Source organism: Microbacterium hydrocarbonoxydans (genome assembly GCF_011752045.1).
Classification (GTDB): domain Bacteria; phylum Actinomycetota; class Actinomycetes; order Actinomycetales; family Microbacteriaceae; genus Microbacterium.
In genome coordinates this window covers 1,651,962-1,671,135 of sequence record NZ_JAAKXW010000001.1, presented here as the reverse complement: position 1 = coordinate 1,671,135, position 19,174 = coordinate 1,651,962, and the positions used below count along the sequence as shown (strand labels likewise).

The 19,174-nt window shown below is 72.0% G+C and carries 19 protein-coding genes; 10 read left to right on the top strand and 9 right to left on the bottom strand.

The window, feature by feature from the left end; translation table 11 throughout:
• Positions 1 to 12 precede the first annotated feature (12 nt).
• The 5 genes from G6G98_RS07815 to G6G98_RS07795 are packed head-to-tail and all read left to right on the top strand — an operon-like array spanning position 13 to position 6,303.
• Positions 13 to 1,560, top strand: a complete 1,548-nt coding sequence (locus G6G98_RS07815; protein WP_164232775.1) for a hydantoinase/oxoprolinase N-terminal domain-containing protein — start codon at positions 13 to 15, stop codon at positions 1,558 to 1,560.
• A gap of 1 nt (position 1,561) precedes the next feature.
• Positions 1,562 to 2,647: a DUF917 domain-containing protein gene (locus tag G6G98_RS07810; protein ID WP_164232777.1), complete on the top strand. Its 1,086-nt coding sequence runs from the start codon at positions 1,562 to 1,564 to the stop codon at positions 2,645 to 2,647.
• Entirely contained in the window at positions 2,644 to 3,753 is a 1,110-nt protein-coding gene (locus tag G6G98_RS07805) for a DUF917 domain-containing protein (protein ID WP_067348922.1), read from the top strand. The genes G6G98_RS07810 and G6G98_RS07805 overlap by 4 nt, the downstream gene beginning before the upstream one ends.
• A 10-nt stretch (positions 3,754 to 3,763) precedes the next feature.
• Positions 3,764 to 4,792, top strand: coding sequence for a DUF917 family protein (locus G6G98_RS07800; protein WP_164232779.1), 1,029 nt, complete (start codon positions 3,764 to 3,766; stop codon positions 4,790 to 4,792).
• Complete coding sequence (locus G6G98_RS07795) at positions 4,789 to 6,303, top strand: PucR family transcriptional regulator (RefSeq protein WP_164232781.1); 1,515 nt, start codon at positions 4,789 to 4,791, stop codon at positions 6,301 to 6,303. The genes G6G98_RS07800 and G6G98_RS07795 overlap by 4 nt, the downstream gene beginning before the upstream one ends.
• A gap of 10 nt (positions 6,304 to 6,313) precedes the next feature.
• Here the strand turns inward: G6G98_RS07795 and G6G98_RS07790 are convergent, their stop codons facing one another.
• Positions 6,314 to 6,724, bottom strand: coding sequence for a VOC family protein (locus G6G98_RS07790; RefSeq protein WP_164232783.1), 411 nt, complete (start codon positions 6,722 to 6,724; stop codon positions 6,314 to 6,316).
• Between the two features lie 105 nt (positions 6,725 to 6,829).
• Between G6G98_RS07790 and G6G98_RS07785 the strand changes: the two genes are divergently transcribed.
• Positions 6,830 to 7,906: a winged helix DNA-binding domain-containing protein gene (locus G6G98_RS07785; RefSeq protein ID WP_164232785.1), complete on the top strand. Its 1,077-nt coding sequence runs from the start codon at positions 6,830 to 6,832 to the stop codon at positions 7,904 to 7,906.
• A 6-nt stretch (positions 7,907 to 7,912) separates the two neighbouring features.
• On the opposite strand, the gene G6G98_RS07780 is transcribed toward G6G98_RS07785, so the two are convergent.
• The 7 genes from G6G98_RS07780 to G6G98_RS07750 form a co-directional block, all read right to left on the bottom strand.
• Positions 7,913 to 8,923 (bottom strand): FUSC family protein, encoded by a 1,011-nt coding sequence (locus tag G6G98_RS07780; RefSeq protein ID WP_164232787.1) that lies wholly within the window; start codon positions 8,921 to 8,923, stop codon positions 7,913 to 7,915.
• A 31-nt stretch (positions 8,924 to 8,954) separates the two neighbouring features.
• Positions 8,955 to 9,353, bottom strand: a complete 399-nt coding sequence (locus G6G98_RS07775; RefSeq protein WP_164232789.1) for a VOC family protein — start codon at positions 9,351 to 9,353, stop codon at positions 8,955 to 8,957.
• A gap of 36 nt (positions 9,354 to 9,389) precedes the next feature.
• The gene (locus G6G98_RS07770) at positions 9,390 to 9,794 is read right to left on the bottom strand and encodes a VOC family protein (protein ID WP_164232791.1); all 405 of its coding nucleotides are present in this window, start codon (positions 9,792 to 9,794) and stop codon (positions 9,390 to 9,392) included.
• Positions 9,795 to 9,830: 36 nt separating this feature from the next.
• Complete coding sequence (locus G6G98_RS07765; protein WP_164232794.1) at positions 9,831 to 10,592, bottom strand: siderophore-interacting protein; 762 nt, start codon at positions 10,590 to 10,592, stop codon at positions 9,831 to 9,833.
• Positions 10,593 to 10,756: 164 nt separating this feature from the next.
• Positions 10,757 to 10,954 (bottom strand): hypothetical protein, encoded by a 198-nt coding sequence (locus G6G98_RS07760; RefSeq protein WP_067348952.1) that lies wholly within the window; start codon positions 10,952 to 10,954, stop codon positions 10,757 to 10,759.
• A 17-nt stretch (positions 10,955 to 10,971) separates the two neighbouring features.
• A complete protein-coding gene (locus G6G98_RS07755) occupies positions 10,972 to 11,931 on the bottom strand; it encodes a DNA-3-methyladenine glycosylase family protein (RefSeq protein WP_208321436.1) in 960 nt (319 codons plus the stop codon).
• 141 nt (positions 11,932 to 12,072) lie between these two features.
• Positions 12,073 to 12,780: a winged helix-turn-helix domain-containing protein gene (locus tag G6G98_RS07750; protein WP_067348958.1), complete on the bottom strand. Its 708-nt coding sequence runs from the start codon at positions 12,778 to 12,780 to the stop codon at positions 12,073 to 12,075.
• Positions 12,781 to 13,108: 328 nt separating this feature from the next.
• On the opposite strand from G6G98_RS07750, the gene G6G98_RS07745 reads away from it, so the two are divergent.
• The 3 genes from G6G98_RS07745 (at position 13,109) to G6G98_RS07735 (ending at position 17,666) form a co-directional block, all read left to right on the top strand.
• Positions 13,109 to 13,417 (top strand): GNAT family N-acetyltransferase, encoded by a 309-nt coding sequence (locus G6G98_RS07745; protein ID WP_067348962.1) that lies wholly within the window; start codon positions 13,109 to 13,111, stop codon positions 13,415 to 13,417.
• Positions 13,418 to 13,518: 101 nt separating this feature from the next.
• Entirely contained in the window at positions 13,519 to 14,673 is a 1,155-nt protein-coding gene (locus G6G98_RS07740; protein ID WP_164232796.1) for an exonuclease SbcCD subunit D, read from the top strand.
• Positions 14,673 to 17,666 (top strand): AAA family ATPase, encoded by a 2,994-nt coding sequence (locus G6G98_RS07735; RefSeq protein ID WP_164232798.1) that lies wholly within the window; start codon positions 14,673 to 14,675, stop codon positions 17,664 to 17,666. The genes G6G98_RS07740 and G6G98_RS07735 overlap by 1 nt, the downstream gene beginning before the upstream one ends.
• Before the next feature lie 17 nt (positions 17,667 to 17,683).
• On the opposite strand, the gene G6G98_RS07730 is transcribed toward G6G98_RS07735, so the two are convergent.
• On the bottom strand, positions 17,684 to 18,241 hold the full coding sequence (locus G6G98_RS07730) for a nucleoside phosphorylase (RefSeq protein ID WP_067348967.1): 558 nt from the start codon (positions 18,239 to 18,241) through the stop codon (positions 17,684 to 17,686).
• Positions 18,242 to 18,338: 97 nt separating this feature from the next.
• Here G6G98_RS07730 and nadE point away from each other — a divergent pair, with 97 nt between their 5' ends.
• Positions 18,339 to 19,157, top strand: coding sequence for an ammonia-dependent NAD(+) synthetase (gene nadE / locus G6G98_RS07725; RefSeq protein WP_067348970.1), 819 nt, complete (start codon positions 18,339 to 18,341; stop codon positions 19,155 to 19,157).
• Positions 19,158 to 19,174: the final 17 nt, after the last annotated feature.

Here is a 19,174-nt window from a genome sequence, read left to right as displayed (position 1 = left end):
GAAGCGAGAATCATGCACATCGGCATCGACGTCGGCGGGACGAACACCGACGCCGTCCTGATGGACGGCACGCGCACCCTCGCGGGCGTGAAGCACTCCACGACCCCGGATGTCACGAGCGGCATCGTGCACGCGATCGAGGACCTGCGGGCGCGGCATCCGTTCGAGGGGACGGACGTGGACGCGGTGATGATCGGCACCACGCACTTCATCAACGCGCTCGTGCAGGCGAGCCGGCTGGCTCCGACCGCCGCGCTCCGGCTCGGTCTGCCGGCGACCCGCGCGCTCCCGCCCCTCGTCGACTGGCCCGAGGTGCTCCTCGAGGCGACGAAGGCGCGCAGTTATCTCGCCCACGGCGGCTACGAGTTCGACGGCCGTCCGATCTCCCCGCTCGATCCCGACGAGCTGCGCGCGCACGCCGAGGACATGAAGGCGAACGGCATCCGCTCCGTCGCGATCTCCTCGGTCTTCAGCCCGGTCAACCACGACCTGGAGGTCCAGGCCGCCGAGATCGTCGGCGACGTGCTCGGTCCCGACGTCGCGATCTCGCTGTCGCACGAGATCGGCCGGATCGGCCTGCTCGAGCGCGAGAACGCGACCATCATCAACGCCGCGCTGCGCGAGCTCGCCGCCGAGATCGTCGACGGCCTGACCTCCGCCGTGCGCGCGCAGGGCATCGAGGCGCCGATCTTCCTCAGCCAGAACGACGGCACTCTCATGGATGAGGAGTACGTGCGCCGCTACCCGGTGGCGACCTTCGCGTCCGGCCCCACCAACTCGATGCGCGGGGCGGCCGCCACCAGCGGTCTGAGCGACTGCGCCGTGATCGACGTGGGCGGCACCACGGCGGACATCGGCCTGCTCATCAACGGATTCCCGCGGGAGACCGCGAACGAGGTGAAGGTGGCCGGCATCCGCACCAACTTCCGGATGCCGGACGTGCTGTCGCTCGGCATCGGCGGCGGCAGCATCGTCGACGAGGAGACCGCGGAGGTCGGTCCCGCATCGGTCGGCTACCGACTCACCACGGAAGCGCTCGTCTTCGGCGGGTCGACGCTGACCGCCACCGACATCGCGGTCGCCGCAGGGCGCGCGCAGGTCGGCGACCCCTCGAAGGTCGCGCACCTGGACCCTGCCTTCGTCGCCCGGGTGCTGGACCGCATCGCGGAGCGCGTCTCGGAGGCCGTCGACCGGATGCGCACGTCGCCGGAGCCGATCGCCGTCGTGGCCGTCGGCGGCGGGTCGATCCTGCTGCCCGACGAACTCCCGATGTTCGGCACCGTGCATCGCCCGGAGAACTACGCCGTCGCGAACGCGATCGGAGCCTCGATCGCCCAGGTCGGCGGCGAGATCGACAAGGTGTACGCGATCGCGCCGGGGCGCCGCGACGAGACCATCGCCGAGGTGCGCGCAGAGGCGATCGACAAGGCCGTCGCGGCGGGAGCCAAGCCCTCGACCGTGGCGATCATCGACTTCGATGAGGTCCCGATCCCGTACCTGCCGGGCAACGCCACGCGCATCCGCGTCAAGGCGGTCGGCGACCTGCACATGGGGGTGTGACATGGGCTGGACGATCGACTCCTCGCACATCGAGCCCCTGGCCCGCGGCGCGGCCGTGCTCGGCACGGGCGGCGGCGGGGACCCGTACATCGGGGCGCTGCTCGCACGCCAGGCGCTCGCCGCGGGCGCCGTCACCGTGCTCGATCTCGACGAGGTGCCCGACGACGCGCACGTGCTGTTCGTGGCGATGATGGGGGCGCCGACCGTGATGGTCGAGAAGCTCCCCAGCCTCGACGAGGTCATCAAGCCCGTGCAGGCGCTCGGCGCCCAGCTGGGCCGCCCGGTGACCCACATCGCGTGCGCCGAGGTCGGCGGCGTGAACTCCACGATCCCGATCGCCGCCGCGGCCGCGCTCGGACTCCCGCTGCTGGATGCCGACGGGATGGGCCGGGCGTTCCCCGAACTCCAGATGGTGCTGCCCACGCTCTACGGCATCACGGCTTCTCCCTTCGCCTTCGGCGACGAGAAGGGGAACATCGGGGTGCTGCAGACCGCCGACAACTCCTGGACCGAGCGCATCGCGCGCGTCGCCTGCGTCGAGATGGGGTGCTCGGTGATGATCGCCGGCTTCTCCATGTCCGGCGCCGCCGCCCGCGAATCGCTGGTCAGCGGCTCGCTGTCGCGCTGCATCGCCATCGGCGAGCGCATCGAGGCGGCGCGCGAGGAGAAGACCGATCCGGTTGCGGCGGCGGTCGAGCTCCTCGGGGGCCGTGAGCTGTTCGACGGCAAGGTCGTCGACGTGCAGCGGGCCACCACGACCGGGTTCGCCCGGGGACGCGCGCGGATCGACGGTGACGACGGCGTCTCCCTGACGCTGCAGTTCCAGAACGAGCATCTGGTCGCCGAGTCGGAGGGGCGGATCCTCGCGACCACCCCCGACCTGATCATGGTGCTCGAGGGCGAGTCGGGCGAGCCGATCACGACCGAGGGCCTCCGCTACGGTCAGCGTGTGCGCGTGATCGCTGCCCCCGCCGACGAGCGCTGGCACTCGTCCGCGGCGCTCGCCATGGTGGGCCCGGGGTACTTCGGCTACGACATGCCCGCGCATCGCTTCGACGGCACGGTCTCGACGGGCGCAGCGGCATGAGCTGGCAGCTCACCGCCGCCGACCTCCCCGACCTCGCCCGCGGGGCGACCCTGCTCGGCACGGGAGGAGGAGGCGATCCGTACATCGGCAAGATGCTCGTCGAGCGCGTGCTCGGCGATCGCTCGATCACGATCCTCGACCCCGACGAGATCGCCGACGACCTCTTCGTCATCCCGACCGCGCAGATGGGCGCCCCGACGGTGATGGTCGAGAAGATCCCCGCCGGCACCGAGCCCACCCTCGCGCTGCGCACCCTGGAGGAGCACCTGGGGCGCACGGCCGGTGCGACCATGCCGATCGAATGCGGCGGGATCAACTCGATGATCCCGCTCGTGGTCGCGGCAGAGACCGGGCTTCCGGTGGTGGACGCCGACGGGATGGGGCGGGCATTCCCCGAGCTCTCCATGGAGACCTTCGCGGTGTACGGCGTGCACGGCTCGCCGCTGGCGCTCGCGGGAGAGCGCGGCGAGAAGGTGATCATCGACACCGGCGACGACGACCGCCAGATGGAGTGGCTCGCGCGCGGCATCACGATCCGCCTGGGCGGCGTGGGGCACATCGCCGAGTACGCGATGACGGGAGCCGACGTGCGCCGCACGGCGGTGCCGCGCACCCTCTCGATGGCGCTCGCCCTCGGACGCGCCATCCGCATCGCACGCGAGGAGAAACGGTCGCCGTTCGACGCGATCGCGGCCACGCTCGCGACCACGCTGTACCCGCACATGCGCGAGCTGTGCGTCGGCAAGGTCGTCGACGTCGAGCGCCGCACCACAGACGGCTTCGCGAAGGGCCGGGCCGTGATCGCTCCGCTGGACGCAGACGCGGACGCGGACGAGTCGTTCGAGATCGTCTTCCAGAACGAGAACCTCACGGCACACCGGGACGGACGGCTGGTGGCGATCGTGCCCGATCTCATCTGCGTCGTCGATCATGAGACGGCCGAGCCGATCACCACGGAGGGCCTCCGCTACGGACAGCGCGTCCGGGTGCTCGGCATCTCGACGCCCGACATGATGCGCACGACCGCGGCGCTCGCCGCCTTCGGCCCGTCCGCGTTCGGGATCGACGCGGACTTCCGCCCGGTGGAGACGCTCTTCCGGTCCTAGGCTGGAGCGCATGGAGCTGGTGCGCGAGGACCTGACGGCGCTCGCCCGCGGATACGCCCTCCTGGGATCGGGCGGCGGAGGCGCGACGACGATGCTCGAGCTCATACTCGCTCGTGCCGACGTCTGGCCGGTGCGCGTCGAGACGGCGTCCGCCCTCGACCCTGCGACACCGTGCCTCGGCGCGGCCTTCGTCGGCTCGACGATGCTCCTCAGGGAGCGGATGCCGGGCGCTGATCCGTTCTCCCCGCTTCTCGCCGCGATCGAGCGATGGCTCGGGCACCCGGTGCAGGCCGTCTGCTCGCTGGAGGGCGGGGGGATGAACGGTCTCGCTCCGCTCACGCTCGCCGGCAGTCACACGGTCATCGATGCCGACTGCTCCGGTCGTGCGGTGCCGAGCCTCGATCAGATGTCCCTGTTCGTCGATCGGGTGCCCGGTCTCGTCTTCGCGTGCGACACGGGCGCCGGAGGCGTCGCCATGGTGGAGCCGGCAAGGGCCGTCGATGCGGAGCGCGTGGTCCGCTCCGCGATCATCCAGGCCGGCGGCGTCGGATGCGCCGTGCTCGGCGGGTTCACCGTGGGCGACCTCCGGGAGCACGCGATCGAGGGACATCTCGCGCACGCGCTGCAGCTCGGCCAGGCGTTCCTCCGGCACGCCGCCGACCCCGTTCCCGTGCTCGCCGCCGCACTGGGCGGCGAGGTCCTGGCGGAGGGGCGCATCGTGTCCGCCTCGCCGTCCTCCGATGATCCGCACGTGAACGCCGTGGAGATCGCCGGCCTCAGCGGCGTGGTCCACCGGGTCGTCACCAGGTCGGAGACGCTGGCGGTGCTCAGCGACGGCCTGCTCGTCGCCGCGGCGCCGACGGTGATCGTGATCCTCGACGCCGTGTCACGGGAGATCCTCGAGGTCACTGACCTCCGGCTCGCCCGTAACGTGCTCGTCCTCGGCATCCCCGCTCCGGCATGGTGGAGCGCGCGTCCGGATCGCCTCGCACAGGTGGTCCCCTCGGCCTACGGACTCACCGGGCTGGATGCCGCATGAGCGAGAGGCTTCAGCTCGGCGCGCTCCTCGCGCAGACGGAGAACGGCGGGCTGCGCCGGGTCGCCGGTCCTGACACGGCCGCGTGGGATGCCGTCGCCGTCGAAGGGGAGGAAGCCGATCTCCCGGAAGACGGGAGGGGATCCTTGGCGGTGCTGACCACGCGCGTGCCGGGAGCGACCTGGCAGCAGGACGCGATGCTGAGACGGGTGCGGGACAGGGGCTTCACCGGATTGGCCATGCCGGGGGCGGCCGCGATGGATGCCGGGGCGCTCCGGCTCGCCGATTGGATCGGCCTCTGCCTGATCGACGTCGAGCGCCCTGTGCAGCTCGCGAGGGCCTGCTGGATGCTCATCGAATCGCGCGATGCGCTCACGTTGCACCTGGTCCGGAAGGTCGCGCAGTCATTCGAGTACTCGGCGGAGGGCCTCGCCGACCTGCTGCGGCACATCGCCGCGAACCTCGGCGTCGGGGTCGCCCTCGTCGACGCGGGCGGGGTGATCCACGAAGCGGGCGGCCATCTCGACGAGCATCTGTTCGCGATGATCGGCTTCGATTCGTGGATCGACCGGGCCAGAGCGGGCGATGACGCCGCCGCATCCGTGCGCGTCGACAGCCCCGGCCGGAGCGGACTGCGCCTGGCGCTCTTCGGGAGTGGGGTCAGCGAAGTGCAGCTGCAGGCGCTGACCGTCGCGGCGGAGATCGCCATGCCGGCGGTCGCGGCGCGGATCCTCATCGACGAGGTCGCCGCCGTGAACGACGTCGCAGTCTCGTCGGGTCTGCTTCGCGACTTCGTCGATCTGGGCGGGGTGACCGATGCGGAGGTCGAGCGCCGGATGTCCGAGCGCGGATGGCGGACCGGGGGCCACCACCTCGGGTTCCGCATGGTGGCGCGAGGGCGACTCGACTCCTTCTCGCTGCTGCGCTCCGTCAGTGCAGGCCTGAACGGGATCGACGTGGAGGGGCACGCGACGACGACCGGGCGCGGGATCAGCGGCTGGCTGACCTTCCCCGAGCTGCCCTCGCCGGAGCGGGTCGAGCGGGTGGTCGCGGCGCTGCGGGACCTGCACCTGGGCGCCCTTCGCGATTTCACCGTGGCGACAGGTGTGGGATCGCTGCAGAGCGGCTCCGAGGGCCTGGCCCGCACGCTCGACGAGGCGGGTGATGCCGCGCGCATCGCCGCCGCGCGGTCCGCCACGGGCTGGTTCGTCCGTGTGGACAGCCTCGGGCTGGAACAGCTCCTGCTCGCCTGGACGGGGAACGACACGTTCGTCCCCGCCGCGCAGTCGCTTCTGGCGCCGCTGCAGGACGCGGGAGGCGAGCTGCTCGTCACGCTGTCGGCGTATCTCGACAACGAGTCCGGCATCGCGGCGACCGCGGCCGCGCTCGGCCTGCATCGCAACACGGTGATGGTCCGGATCCGACGGGTGCAGGAGCTCCTCGGGATCGACATGGCCGACCCCGAGGCGCGCCTCGCCCTTCACCTCGCCTGCCGCGCGGTGCAGCCGGCGTGAGCCGGGTCGTCTACTCGGGGTCGCCGTTGAGCATCCAGGAGACCCCGAAGCGGTCGACGAGCATCCCGAACAGCCCGCCCCACGGCGCGTTGTCGAGCGGCATCGTGACCGTGCCGCCCTCGGACAGCTTCGCCCAGACGTCGCGGGTGGTGGCGGCATCCGTCCCGCTCAGCGAGACAGAGAAGCCCTGCGGCTTCTCGTAGGTCATCATGCTCGGGGTGTCCGAAGCCATCAGCACGAGACCGTCGGGTGTCGTCAGCTGGGCATGCATGACGAGGTCGGCCTGGCTCGGGTCCTGCACCATGTCGGGGAACTCCGAGAACACGTTGATGTCGAGCTCACCGCCCAGCACGCTCTGGTAGAACTCCATCGCCTGACGCGCGTCGTCGCGGAACGAGAGATACGGGTTGAGATTCGCCATTGCTGCTCCTGAGTGTGTGGATGTGTGGGCCGGCCCCGCATTGCAGGCTCATTCTGCGCCGGGGGTGGGACATCCGCAAGGGAGTTCGTTGGTACTCTCCTGCGCATGAGGATCTCCGCCGGGCCGGTGCTCACGCAACGTGCGCTCAACCGTGCGCTGCTCTCCCGCCAGCTGCTCCTGGAACGCGCCGAGCTGACGGTGCCGGAGGCCGTCGCCCACCTCGCCGGCGTGCAGGCGCAGGTGCCCGGGGCGCCGTACCTCGGGCTCTGGTCGCGCGTGTCGGGCTTCGACCCGCACGACCTGGCGCGCCGCATCTCCGAGATGTCGATGGTGCGGCTGGTGCTGCAGCGAGCCACCGTGCACCTGCACACGGTCGAGGACGCACTCGCCTGGCGCCCGCTCGTGCAGCCCACGCTCGACCAGGCGCTGCGCAACGGGTTCCGCGGGGAGCTCGACGGCCTCGACGTCGCCGAGATCGCGGAAGCCGGTGCGCAGCTGCTCATCGAGCACCCGCGTCCGCTCGCCGAGGTGGGCCGCAAGCTCGCCGAGCGGTGGCCGGGTCGGGCGCCGGCCGCCCTCGGCGCCGCCGTCGCGTACGCCGCACCCGTGATGCAGCTGCCGCCGCGGGGTGTGTGGGGCGAGACGGGCAGGGCGCTGCTCGCACCCGTGACGCACGCGCTCGGGCGCGAGTTGGGGACCGACCTCGCCCCGGACGAGTTCGTGCTGCGCTACCTCCGCGCCTTCGGTCCCGCGAGCACGTCCGACATCCGCACGTTCACCGGTCTCGCGGGCATCCGCGATGTCGTGAGGCGTCTCGACCTCCGGCGCTTCGCCGACGAACGCGGCCGGGAGCTGCTCGACGTGCCGGATGGGCCGCTTCCCGATCCGGACACCCCTGCACCGCCGCGCTTCCTCGGCGAGTTCGACAACGTGCTGCTCGGCCACGACGACCGCACCCGCGTGCTGCCGACGGAGCACCGCTCGAAGGTGCTGCTGCTTCCGGCGCGCCCTCTCCTCGTCGACGGCTTCGCGGCCGGCATCTGGAAGTCGGGTCCGGAAGGGATCACGGTGCGCGCCTTCGCGCCGATCCCCGATGAGGAGGCGGTCGTCGCGGAGGGCGAGCGGATGCTGGCGGCCCTCTGGCCGGAGTCGGAGCGCGCCGTGCGGATCGAGCCGCACTAGGCCGGGTCAGGCCCGCTTCTTCGGCGCCCGCGGATGGAGCAGTCCGGATGCCGCCCCCAGGGCGGCGCCGGCCAGGGTGTCCACGATCCGCTCCCCGGCCACCTGCATCGATCCGATGTCGCCGGTCGCCGCTCCGAGCAGGAGCAGCACCAGCGGGGTGATGAAGGCCAGGGCGAGGGCGTAGTGGCGCACCACGACCAGCTCGATCGCGAACTGCAGCACGCCGAGCAGGAGCGCCAGCCACAGTCCCGACGGATGCAGCAGAGCGAGGAGCGCGTAGACCCCGGCACCCACGACGGTGCCGAGCATCCGATGCAGCCCGCGCTGGAAGGCCGCCCTCCGCGCGGCCGCGACGCCCACCACGGCCACCGCGGACCCCACGACCCAGTAGGTGCGCGCCGGATCGATGACGAGGCCGAGGAGCACTCCGAGCACCGAGACGATCGCCACGCGGAGAAGGAGGATGCGTGAGGCCGCGTCGAGCGAGGGACCGGGGAAGAGGTCACGCAGCGGGCGGGCCGAGACGGCCCGCGTCCGGGGGAGGAGCAGCGGCGCCATCGCCACGAGGTACGAGAACACGCATCCGGCCGCGAGGGCGACGACGTAGACGAGCGGGCTCATCGTCGTGGTCGCCACGACGTGCGCCGAGAGGCCGAAGACGAGGACGAAGAACAGCGGTCCCGGCGGGCCGAGCCGGAATCCGAAGGCGAGCGCGGCGCCCGCGACGGCGATCGCCACGATGCCGATGCTCACCAGCAGGTCGCTCCCCGCGGCGAGCACGCCGAAGACCGCGCTGGCGACGAGGCCCGCGGCCACGAACGGCAGCACGCGCGCCCGGTCGACGGCCGGTGCCCTCCCTGCGAAGAGCACCGTGAACGCTCCCGAGGCTGCCACGTACCCGAGAGGAGCCTGCCCGAGCAGGGTCATCAGCGCGATCGGCGCCGAGATGCCGATCGCCGCCTGCAGCGCCAGCGGCCAGCGCGGGCCGTGAGACGGGGCGAAGGAGAACAGGCTCACGGCATCCATTCTCCCGTCTCGACCGTGCGGGTCAGCCCCTGGGGTTGTGCATGAACTCCAGGCGGATGCCGTTCGCGTCCTCGACGAACGCGGCGTAGTACCGGGCGCTGAAGCGCGGGTACTCCTTCGGGCCGCGCACCTCGGTCCAGCCGGCGTCGAGGGCGATGTCGTGCAGCCGGTCGACCTCCTCGCGGGAGTCGACGGCGTAGGCGAGGTGCTGCCAGCCGACCCGGCCGTGCTCGTGCGGGCCGTCGGCGTTGTCGCGCGCCGGATAGAGCAGCACCTCGGGTTCGTCGTCCTTGCGCCAGTACGCGTGGTCTTCGGCGTCGCGCGCGCGCACGTAGCCCAGCGCCTCGAAGACGGGATGGAACTGCGCGGATGCCGCCGGGACGGATTCGACGGAGATGCCGATGTGATCGAAGGTCGCCATCCTCCCAGTCTGGGGGATGGTGCCGACATCACTCCGTCAGGACTCCCGCGGCGGGTTGTACATGAACTCGAAGCGGATGCCGTTGTCGTCCTCGACGAAGGAGGCGTAGTACCGCTCGTTGAAGCGCGGGTAGAGCTTCGGCTCGCGGACCGCCGTCCAGCCGGCGTCGACGGCCACCCGGTGCAGCCGGTCGACCTCCTCCGGCGAATCGATCGAGAACGCGAGATGCTGCCAGCCGACGCGGCCGTGCACGTGCGGACCGCTGCTCTCCTCGCGCGGAGCGAAGACGATGATCTCGGTGTCGTCGCCGCGATGCCAGGACAGTCCACCCTCCGCCTCGCTGCCGAACTCGTAGCCCAGCGCGGTCAGGACGGGGTGGAACTGGGCGCGTCCCCGCTCCAGGTCGGCGACGGTGATGCCCAGGTGATCGACGAATGCCATGCGTCCCAGTCTTGCGCACGGCGGCGGCGGCGCGTCTCAGTGCGGGGCGTGGTACTCGGCCTCGCCGCGCTTCCAGTACCCCTTCACGACGGCGTGCGCAGTGTCGACACCCCAGCGCTCCAGCAGCGCGCGGCCAGGCTTCACGATCGACTGCTCTGCTGCGATGAAGACGAACGGGTCGTCGCCGACTGGATCCGCCAGCCCGCCGAGGAAGCCGATGAGCGCGGAGCCTGCGGGGGCGTCGCCTCGGTGCAGCCACTCGATGCCGACCGGGGCGTCGATCGCGACCTCGCCGGCCGCTTCGGAGGTCTCGATGGCGATGCGCGCCGGAGCGCCCTCGGGGATGAGGGCGGCGAATCGGCGGATGGCCGGGATCGCGGTCTCGTCACCCGCGAGGAACCAGGAGTCGGGAGCGCCTGTGATCACGGCCGATCCGCGAGGACCGCCGACGCCGACGGGCGAGCCGAGAGGCGCGTTCGCGGCCCAGGGGGCGGCGACGCCCTCGTCGCCGTGCACGGCGAACTCGACGTCGAGCCAGTCCTCGCCCCAGGCGAGTGGGGTGTACTCGCGGTTCGGGGCGGCGCGGAGCTCCTCAGGGGAGTCCACGGGCCCGGTCGGGAAGAACAGGCGCATGTGGTCGTCGCAGCCGAGCGAGTCGAAACCGGCGAGGCCGCTTCCGCTCAGGCGGACGCGGACGTAATCGGGTGCCAGCCATTCGCGCGATGCGAGGGTCGCCATGCGGAAGCGCAGCTCGAGGCCGCGGCGCTCGATCGAGAAGCCGGATTCGGGTCGGATCATGGATTCAGGCTAGTCACCGTGGCGGGTGCCGCGGCGAGTTCGCGGGAAGTCGGCGAATGGACGGCTCGTCGACCTCGGGACGCCGTGCACGCGGCGACATCCCGTGCACTCGACGAGATCCCGTGAAGTCGACGCGCGTGCCGCAGGAGCCGCCGCGTGCGGCCTCAGAGCTCGATGCCGTGATCCTCGTCGTTCACGCCCTGGTTGTGCCCGCGACGCGACTCGAAGCCGAGGAACCAGCCGAACCATGCGATCGCGGCGAGCAGCACGCCGAGCCAGACGTTCTCGAAGATCAGCCCGATGACGATGCCGAGGACGAGGAGTCCTGCGGTGATGAGGAGGCGGAGCACGAGCCGGGGCATGGGCTCAGCCTAGAGCCTCACCGGCGGCGGTGGTCCTCGGGGGCGAGACGGGGACCGCGACGCGGCTCACGCACTCCGCTCGCCAGGATCAGGCGGATGACGCGCTGGCGCTGACCCGCCCACGGGGCGAGGAGCTCGAGCATCCCGTCGTCATCCGTGCGGTGCCCGGTCAAGGCGTAGCCGACCTCGTGCGCGAGGTGGTAGTCGCCCACGCTCACGGCATCCGGATCGCCGAGGGCGCGGATGCGGGTCTCCGCCGCCGTCCACACGCCGATGCCGGGAAGGCTGGTGAGCACACGGTCGCGGTCGGGCCCGGTGGAGGCGGCGAGGACGGCGCGATGGATGCGGTCGCCGCGCTCTGCCGCGCGCACGAGGGTCTTCGACTGCGGCGGCTGCACGCCGGCGCGGTGCCACGCCCAGGAGGGGATGCGGCGCCAGGCGTCGGGGGAGGGCGCCGCGGACATCGGCCGCGGTGTCGGGCCGGGCGCGCGTTCGCCGAACCGCGAGACGAGCAGGCGCCACGCGCGGAACGCCTCCAGTCCGGTGACCTTCTGCTCGATGACGGCGCACGCGAGCGCGTCGAAGACCTCGCCCGTGCGGGTCAGCCGCAGCCCGGGATTGCGCCGGGCGGCCTCGGCTACGAGCGGATGCCGTGTCGCGTCGAATCCCGCAGGGTCGTCGCCCGCGCCGCACAGATCGGGCACGCGCTCGAGGGCGTGCGCGGCGCCGGCGCCCCAGGCCGTCGCCCTGACCTCACCGGGTGAGGCGCGCAGCGCGAGCGTCGCGGCGCCGAGCGGCGTGCGCAGTGCCCGCCAGATGACCGGCCCGTCGACGACGGTCGTCGGATCGCCGGGACCGCGACGCAGCATCCCCACGGTGCTGCCGAGATCGACCGCTGCGGAGGGGCGGTAGACCGTCTCCAGCGGCGCAGCCGGAGGTGCGGCATCGGCCGCGCCGGCATCCGCTGTCAGGGTCATGCGCCCACCCTACGCGGGGAGGCTGACAGTGGGGATCTCTCGTCCGTCGAGACCCCGCTCTGTCGTCCAGACCCCGCCCTGCCGACGCCGGCAGCTGGGGGTCTCGGCGGGAGCCTGGGGTCTCGGGAGCCCGGGCTGGGATCAGAAGCGGTCGGGCGAGGGGGTGCCGTGGCCGTAGCGGATGACGACGTCGGCGTGACGGTCGAACCGGTAGCCGATGCCGCGCACGGTGCGCACGATGTCCTCGTAGCGGCCGAGCTTGGCGCGGAGGCGGCGGACGTGCACGTCGATGGTGCGCTCGCCGGGGGTCTCGTCGTCCTGCGCCTGCCAGAGGGCGGAGACGAGCTCGCTGCGCTCGATGGTACGGCCCTCGCGGAGCACGAGGTACTGCAGGAGCTCGAACTCCTTGTACGTGAAGGAGGAGTTCTCGCCGTCGATGAGGACGCGCTTGCGGGAGATGTCGACGACGACTCCGCCCTCGTCGACAGCGGTCTCCTCCTCGGCCGCGGCCTTGGTGCGGGCGATCGCGCCGGGCTCGTGCAGGGCCAGGCGCACGACGTCGAGGTCGCGGCCGCCGGAGCCGTGCGGGGCGAGCGCCACGGTCGCGTGGGTCTCTGCGGCCGGTGCGAGCTCGGCGAGCGTGCGGCGCAGGGCGTCGACGAGGAGGGGGAGGCTCACTCCGGCTTCGGCGGCCTTGATCTCGTCGAGGCCGACGTAGAGGGCGAAGCCGCGCGGCGAGCGGACGGCGGGGAGGTCTGCGGCCACGGGAGCGGCGGCGGCTGCCTGCGGGCGAACGGTGCGGACGGTGGCGGAGGCGGCGGGACGCTCGAGGAGTGCGGTGTTCGACATGATGATGGAGTCCTTGAAGACGGTGAGCCGACGGGCTCTGGCGCGTTGCATGAATGACCGGCGGAGCCGGTGGAAGCGAGCAAGGGTGGATGCTCGATGACGCCGATCTCGCAGATCGCGAGAGTCAGGTCAGGCGGGGTGGCTGTTCGTTCAGCGACACATTCGGCAACACATGCCAACGCGACCGGGCATCATCATCCCGGCAGTCCCGTTCGCCTCCTGGGCGGACAAAGGGCGTGCGTTGGTGGTCATGGGGGGATTATGTCGTAATAAATCCCTGCGTGTCAAAACGGCCCGGATGCTCATCTGCGCGCGTAGCCTTGCTCGAATGACGATCTCCCACACCGTCGGAGGCTTCATCCTGACCGATGAGAAGGATGCCTCGCGCTACACCCTGACCCGTGACGGACACCTGATCAGCGTGCTCGACTACCGCGACGACGGGCGCACGATCGCCCTCACCAGGGCCTACACGGTCCCGAGTTTCCGCGGTCACGGCTATGCGGCCAGGGTCGTGGAGGGGGCCGTCGCCGACATCGAGCGGCGCGGCGATCGGAAGGTCGACCCGGTCTGCTGGTACGTCGCGGACTGGTTCGCGGCGAACCCGGAGCACCGCTCACTGCTGCGTACACGATGACGAGATCTCTGTGACGCACTGTTACGACGCGCGCCTGCCGACCTGAGGCTCCCGCGGCACGCCTGGCGGCCGATGTCGGAGGCCCTTCGTACCGTGTGAACATGCGAATCCTGCACACGTCCGACTGGCACATCGGCCGCACCTTCCATGGCACCTCGACCATGGACGCGCTGGCCGAGGTGCTCGGCGCGGTCACCGTGCAGGTTCGCGAGCACGACGTCGACGTCGTGCTCGTCGCGGGAGACGTCTTCGACTCCGCGACCCCGTCCGGCGCCGCGTACACGCTGCTCGGCGACGCGCTGGTCGCCCTGCACGAGACGGGGGCGCGCGTCATCGTCACGAGCGGCAACCACGACTCCGCCGCGCGGCTCGGCTTCCAGGCGCGGCTCCTGCGCGACGGCATCCACGTCCTCACCGATCCGCGGGCCATCGGCGAGCCGGTGACGGTGGCGGATGCCGACGGCCCCGTGCACTTCTACGGCATCCCTTACCTCGAACCGGCGATCGTGCGGCAGCACTGGCCGGAGGCCACGCTGCGCACGCAGGCGCAGACGATGGCGCACGCGATGGAGCTGGTCCGTGACGGCATGCGGCAGCATGCCGGACGCTCGGTCGCGATCGCCCACTGCTTCGCGGCCGGCGTCGAGGCGACGGCGGGCCTGGAGCGCGAGGTGCGCCAGGGCGGGCTCGACGTCGTGCCGCTGAGCGTGTTCGACGGTCCCGACTATGTCGCCCTCGGCCACATCCACGGCCGACAGCAGCTCAGCGAGCGCGTGCGGTACGCCGGCGCTCCGCTGCACTACAGCTTCGGCGAGCAGCACAAGCCGCGCGGCTCGTGGCTGGTCGAGCTCGACGCCGACGGCTTCGCGTCGGCCGAGTGGCTGGACCTCCCCGTCCCCCGTCGGCTGGTGACTCTCACGGGCACGCTGGACGAGATCCTCTCCGCCGACAACGTCGTCGCGCACGCCGACGACTGGGTGTGCGCGATCTACACCGACACGCTGCCGCAGACGGAGCCGATGCGGCGGCTGCGTGAGCGGTACCCGCATTGCGCGATGGTCCAGCACCAGCCTGCGGCGACCTCGGCCGCCGACGTGCGCTCCTATTCCGAGCGCCTGCGCACCGCCGCGACCGACACGGATCGCATCGAGGCGTTCCTCGAGCACGTGCGCGCGGGTCACGGGCCCACCGAGCGCGAGGCCGAGCTCATCCGCGAGGTGCTCGACGACGCCGTCCGCGCGGAGGCGCTCGTCTAGTGCGGCTGCACCGTCTGGAGGTCGAGGGATTCGGCCCGTTCCGCGCACGCCAGGTCGTCGACTTCGACGCCTTCGCCGACGACGGAATCTTCCTCATCGCGGGGCGCACGGGCGCCGGAAAGTCGAGCATCCTCGACGCCGTCTGCTTCGGCCTGTACGGCGGGGTTCCCCGCTACGACACCGGGGAGAAGCGGCTGCGCAGCGACCACTGTCAGCCCGACGACGTGTCCGAGGTCGTCGTCGAGTTCAGCACCCCCGCCGGCCGGTACCGCGTGACGCGATCGCCGGAGTACCTCCGCCCGGCGAAGCGCGGCGGCGGCATGACCAAGCAGGCGCCGGCGGTCGCGCTCGACGAATGGACCGAGCTCGGCTGGGTCGGGCGTGCGGCCAGGGCCGTCGACGTCGGGAACGAGCTCGACGAGATCCTGCAGCTCAGCCGGGAGCAGTTCCTGCAGGTGATCCTCCTCGCCCAGAACCGCTTCTCGGAGTTCCTCCTCGCGAACAGCAAGGACCGGCAGGCGCTGCTGCGCCGGCTCTTCGGCACCGAGCGCTTCGAAGACGTGCAAGCTCGGTTCGAGGAGAGGCGTCGTGTCGCCGAGAACGTGCTCGGCGCCCGGCTCGCGACCGTCACCGCGCGGATCGAGGAGGCGGAGCGGCTCGTGGCCGATGCCTCCCTGCACGCCGATCCCTCCGCCGACGGCGCCGAGGCTCCGGCTCCGGTCACCACAGAGGAGCGACTCGAGGAGCTGCGCCGGGCGCGATCCCGCGCGGACTACCGCGCCGAACGCCGGGAGGCCGAGCGCAGGGATGCCGAGAAGCGCTCGGCCGAGGCCGACGAGGCCCTCGCCACCACGCGGGAGGAGCGGCGCGCCCAGCAGGAGCGCGATCGGGCCCGCGCCGCCCTCGACCGCCTCGACGCGGAAGCGCCGCAGATCGCGGCCGCGCGCACCGAGCTCGAACGCGCTCGTGCGGCGGAGGGGCTGCGCGCGATCATCACGTCTGCCTCCCGAGCCGGCATCGCACTGAAGGCGGCCGAGGAGAGCGAGCGGGCGGCGCGAGCCGCGTGGGAGGCCCTCGCCCTCGACGTCGACCCCGTCACCGAGGACTCGCTCGAGAACTGGGCCACCGCGCGCACCAGGGAGAGCGGCGCCTGGGAGCGCGCCCGCGATCTCGAGAGCCAGGCGCCCGCGCTGGCGGCGCAGGTGCTCGCCGCCGAGGAGCGGCTCGCCGCGGCATCCGCTCGCCTGGAGAAGGGGGAGGCGGAGCGAACCGCCCTGCCCGCGCAGGTCGCTTCGCTCACCGCAGAGCGCGACGAGGCGCGGCGACGCGCCGACCGCGTGCCGGACCTCACCGCATCCCGTGCGGCCGCCGAAGCGCGGAGGGCGGGTGCGGAGGAGGTGGCACGACTCGGTGCGGAGCAGGAGGCCGCGGAGCGGAACCTGCTCGCCGCCACCGACGCGCACTCCGAGGTGCAGAGCGCTCTCGCCCGGCTGCGCAAGCGGCGGCTGGAGGGCTTCGCCGGCGAACTCGCCACCGGGCTGCTCGAGGGCGAGGCCTGCCCCGTCTGCGGTTCCGTGGAGCATCCCGCGCCGGCCGAGCACGCGGATCCGGTGTCGGCGGAGGACGTCGAGGAGGCCGAGCGCACCCGCGACGCCGCCTCGGCGGTCGAGCGCACCGCATCCGAACGCGTCTCCTCTTTGCGTGCGGCCCTCGCGGCCGCGGAGGCCCGCGCCGACGGCCGCACCGCAGAGCAGGCGGCCGCCGATCTCGACGCTGCGGATGCCGAGCTCGCCGAAGCGGTCAGGGCCGCCGAGACCGTGAAGAGCCTCGACGCCCGGCTGCGGGAGCTCGCCGAGCGTGGCGAGCAGCTCGACCGCGCGCACGCCGAGGACACGGCGGCGGTCGCCGCCGCGCGGGAGGAGCTCGCGCTCGTCACCCAGCGTCGTGCCGAGGCGGACACGCAGATCGCCGAAGCCCGTGGCTCCTTCGACACCGTCGCCGCACGCCTCGCCGACATCACCGCCCAGGTGGCGGCGGCGCGCACCCTCGCGGCCGCCATCGCCGAGGTGTCCCGCCGCGCCGTCGCCGCGACGGACGCCACGATGGAGCAGGACGCCGCGCTGGCGGCATCCGACTTCGACGAGGTCGCGGATGCGGAGCTGGCGCTGCGCTCGCCCGCCGCGCAGGAGGCGATCGACGCCCGGATCGCGGCCCACGCCGGGCAGCGCGAGAAGGAGCGGTCGATCCTCTTCGACCTGGAGCTTCGGACTCTGCCGGAGGACCCCATCGACACCGCCCCGGCGGAGCAGGCCGCGGCCGAGGCCCGGGCTGCCTGGTCGACGGCGGTCGACGAGGCGAGCCGTGCCGCAGCCGCCGCCGAGCGCCTCGCGGGTCTCATCGACTCGGCCGCCGCCGAGCATGCGCGCACCGCAGAGGACGCGGCGGACTTCGAGGTGCTCCGAGGGCTCGCCGACACCATCGCGGGGCGCGGCGAGAACACCCGCAAGATGACCCTGGAGACCTTCGTGCTCGCCGCCGAGCTCGAGGAGATCGTCGAGGCCGCCAACCGGCGTCTCGCCGACATGTCCGCCGGTCGCTATCGGCTGCAGCACTCCGACGCCCTCGCGGCGCGCGGAGCGGCCTCCGGTCTCGGCATCGTCGTGTTCGACGCCTTCACCGGACAGACCCGTCCGGCGCAGTCGCTCTCCGGCGGTGAGACGTTCCTCAGCTCCCTCGCGCTCGCCCTCGGCCTCGCGGAGGTGGTCACGGCGCGCGCCGGCGGCATCCGCCTCGACACGCTCTTCATCGACGAGGGGTTCGGCTCGCTCGACGGCGACACGCTGGACGTCGCCATGCGCACCCTCGACGAGCTGCGTCAGGGCGGGCGGACTGTCGGGGTGATCAGCCACGTGGAGGCGATGCAGGAGCAGATCCCCGCGCAGCTGACGGTGCGCGCGACCGACAGCGGTCCGAGCGTGATCGAGGCGCGCTGAGAGCGGCCCGGCGGACCTCAGACCCCGTACTCCTCCAGGATGAAGGCGCGCAGCTGGGCGCTGCACCGGGCGACGGCGTCGCGCCAGTCGGTGAGGGCGCCGTCCTCCGCGCTGTCGGACACGGCGCGGAAGACCCGGATCGGCACGTCGAACTGTCCGGCCACCCAGATGTACGCGTAGGTCTCCATGTCGACGAGGGACGCGCCGGTGGGGCGGATCACCGCGGTGACCTCGGCATCGTCGACGAAGTGGTCGCCGGTGGCGATCAGCACCCCGTCGCGGCCGGTGGCGACGCGGGCGGGCAGCGAGACGTGCTGACCGGAGATGCCGTCGAGATCGGTGACGTCGTGCTGGAACGCGGTGCCCACCTCGTGCACGCGATGCTCGAGGGCGGGGTCGATACCGCCGGCGGTGCCGACCACGACGATCTCCTCGTAGGCGTTCGCGTCGAGTGCGCGGGTCAGTGCGTACGTCGCCTGCAGCTTCCCCGGTCCGGTCACGAGCCGGTCGAAGCCGGGGAGGGTCGCGGGAAAGGCGGAGAGCTCGGATTCGAGAGCGGCGACGAGAAGTTTCACTGCCTCATCCTCTCAGGCGTCACCTGAGCGGACGATGTGTCATCCCCGCGTAACACTCTCGGGTGATACTGGGTCGAGGAAGAGTGGAGGAGCCCCCGTGACCCTGCAGCAGCAGATCTCTGAAGCGCTCGGCGTGAAGGCCGAGATCGATCCCGCAGCCGAGGTGGAGCGCCGTGTGCAGTTCCTCGTCGACTACCTGCGCGCCACCGGAGCGAGGGGGTACATCCTCGGCATCTCCGGCGGGCAGGACTCGACGCTCGCCGGGCGTCTGGCCCAGCTCGCCGTGGAGCGGGTGCGCGCCGAAGGCGGTGACGCGAAGTTCCTCGCCGTGCGGCTGCCGTACCGGGTGCAGAAGGACGCCGCGGACGCCGAGGCCGCGCTCGCCTTCATCGCCGCGGACTCCTCCGTCGAGGTGAACATCCAGAACGGCGTCGACGGCGTCGAGGAGGACATCGAGTTCGCCGTCACCAGCGACATCAGCGACTTCAATCGCGGGAACATCAAGGCGCGGGTGCGCATGGTCACGCAGTACGCGCTCGCCGGTCATGACCGTCTCCTCGTGATCGGCACCGACCACGCCGCCGAGGCCGTGACCGGCTTCTACACGAAGTTCGGCGACGGTGCGGCGGACATCCTGCCGCTGTCCGGCCTCACGAAGCGTCAGGGACGCTCGCTGCTGCTGCTGCTCGGGGCGCCGGACCGGCTCGCCTACAAGGTCCCCACCGCCGACCTCCTGGACGGCCAGCCCGGCCGTGCCGACGAGGACGAGCTCGGGCTCACCTACGAGCAGATCGACGGCTTCCTCGAGGGTGAGCAGGTGGACCCGGAGGTCGCGGGACGCATCGAGGCGAAGTACCTGGCCACGCAGCACAAGCGGCACCTCCCGGTGACCCCCGACGACACCTGGTGGCGCTGACCGCGGCGGCTCCCGAG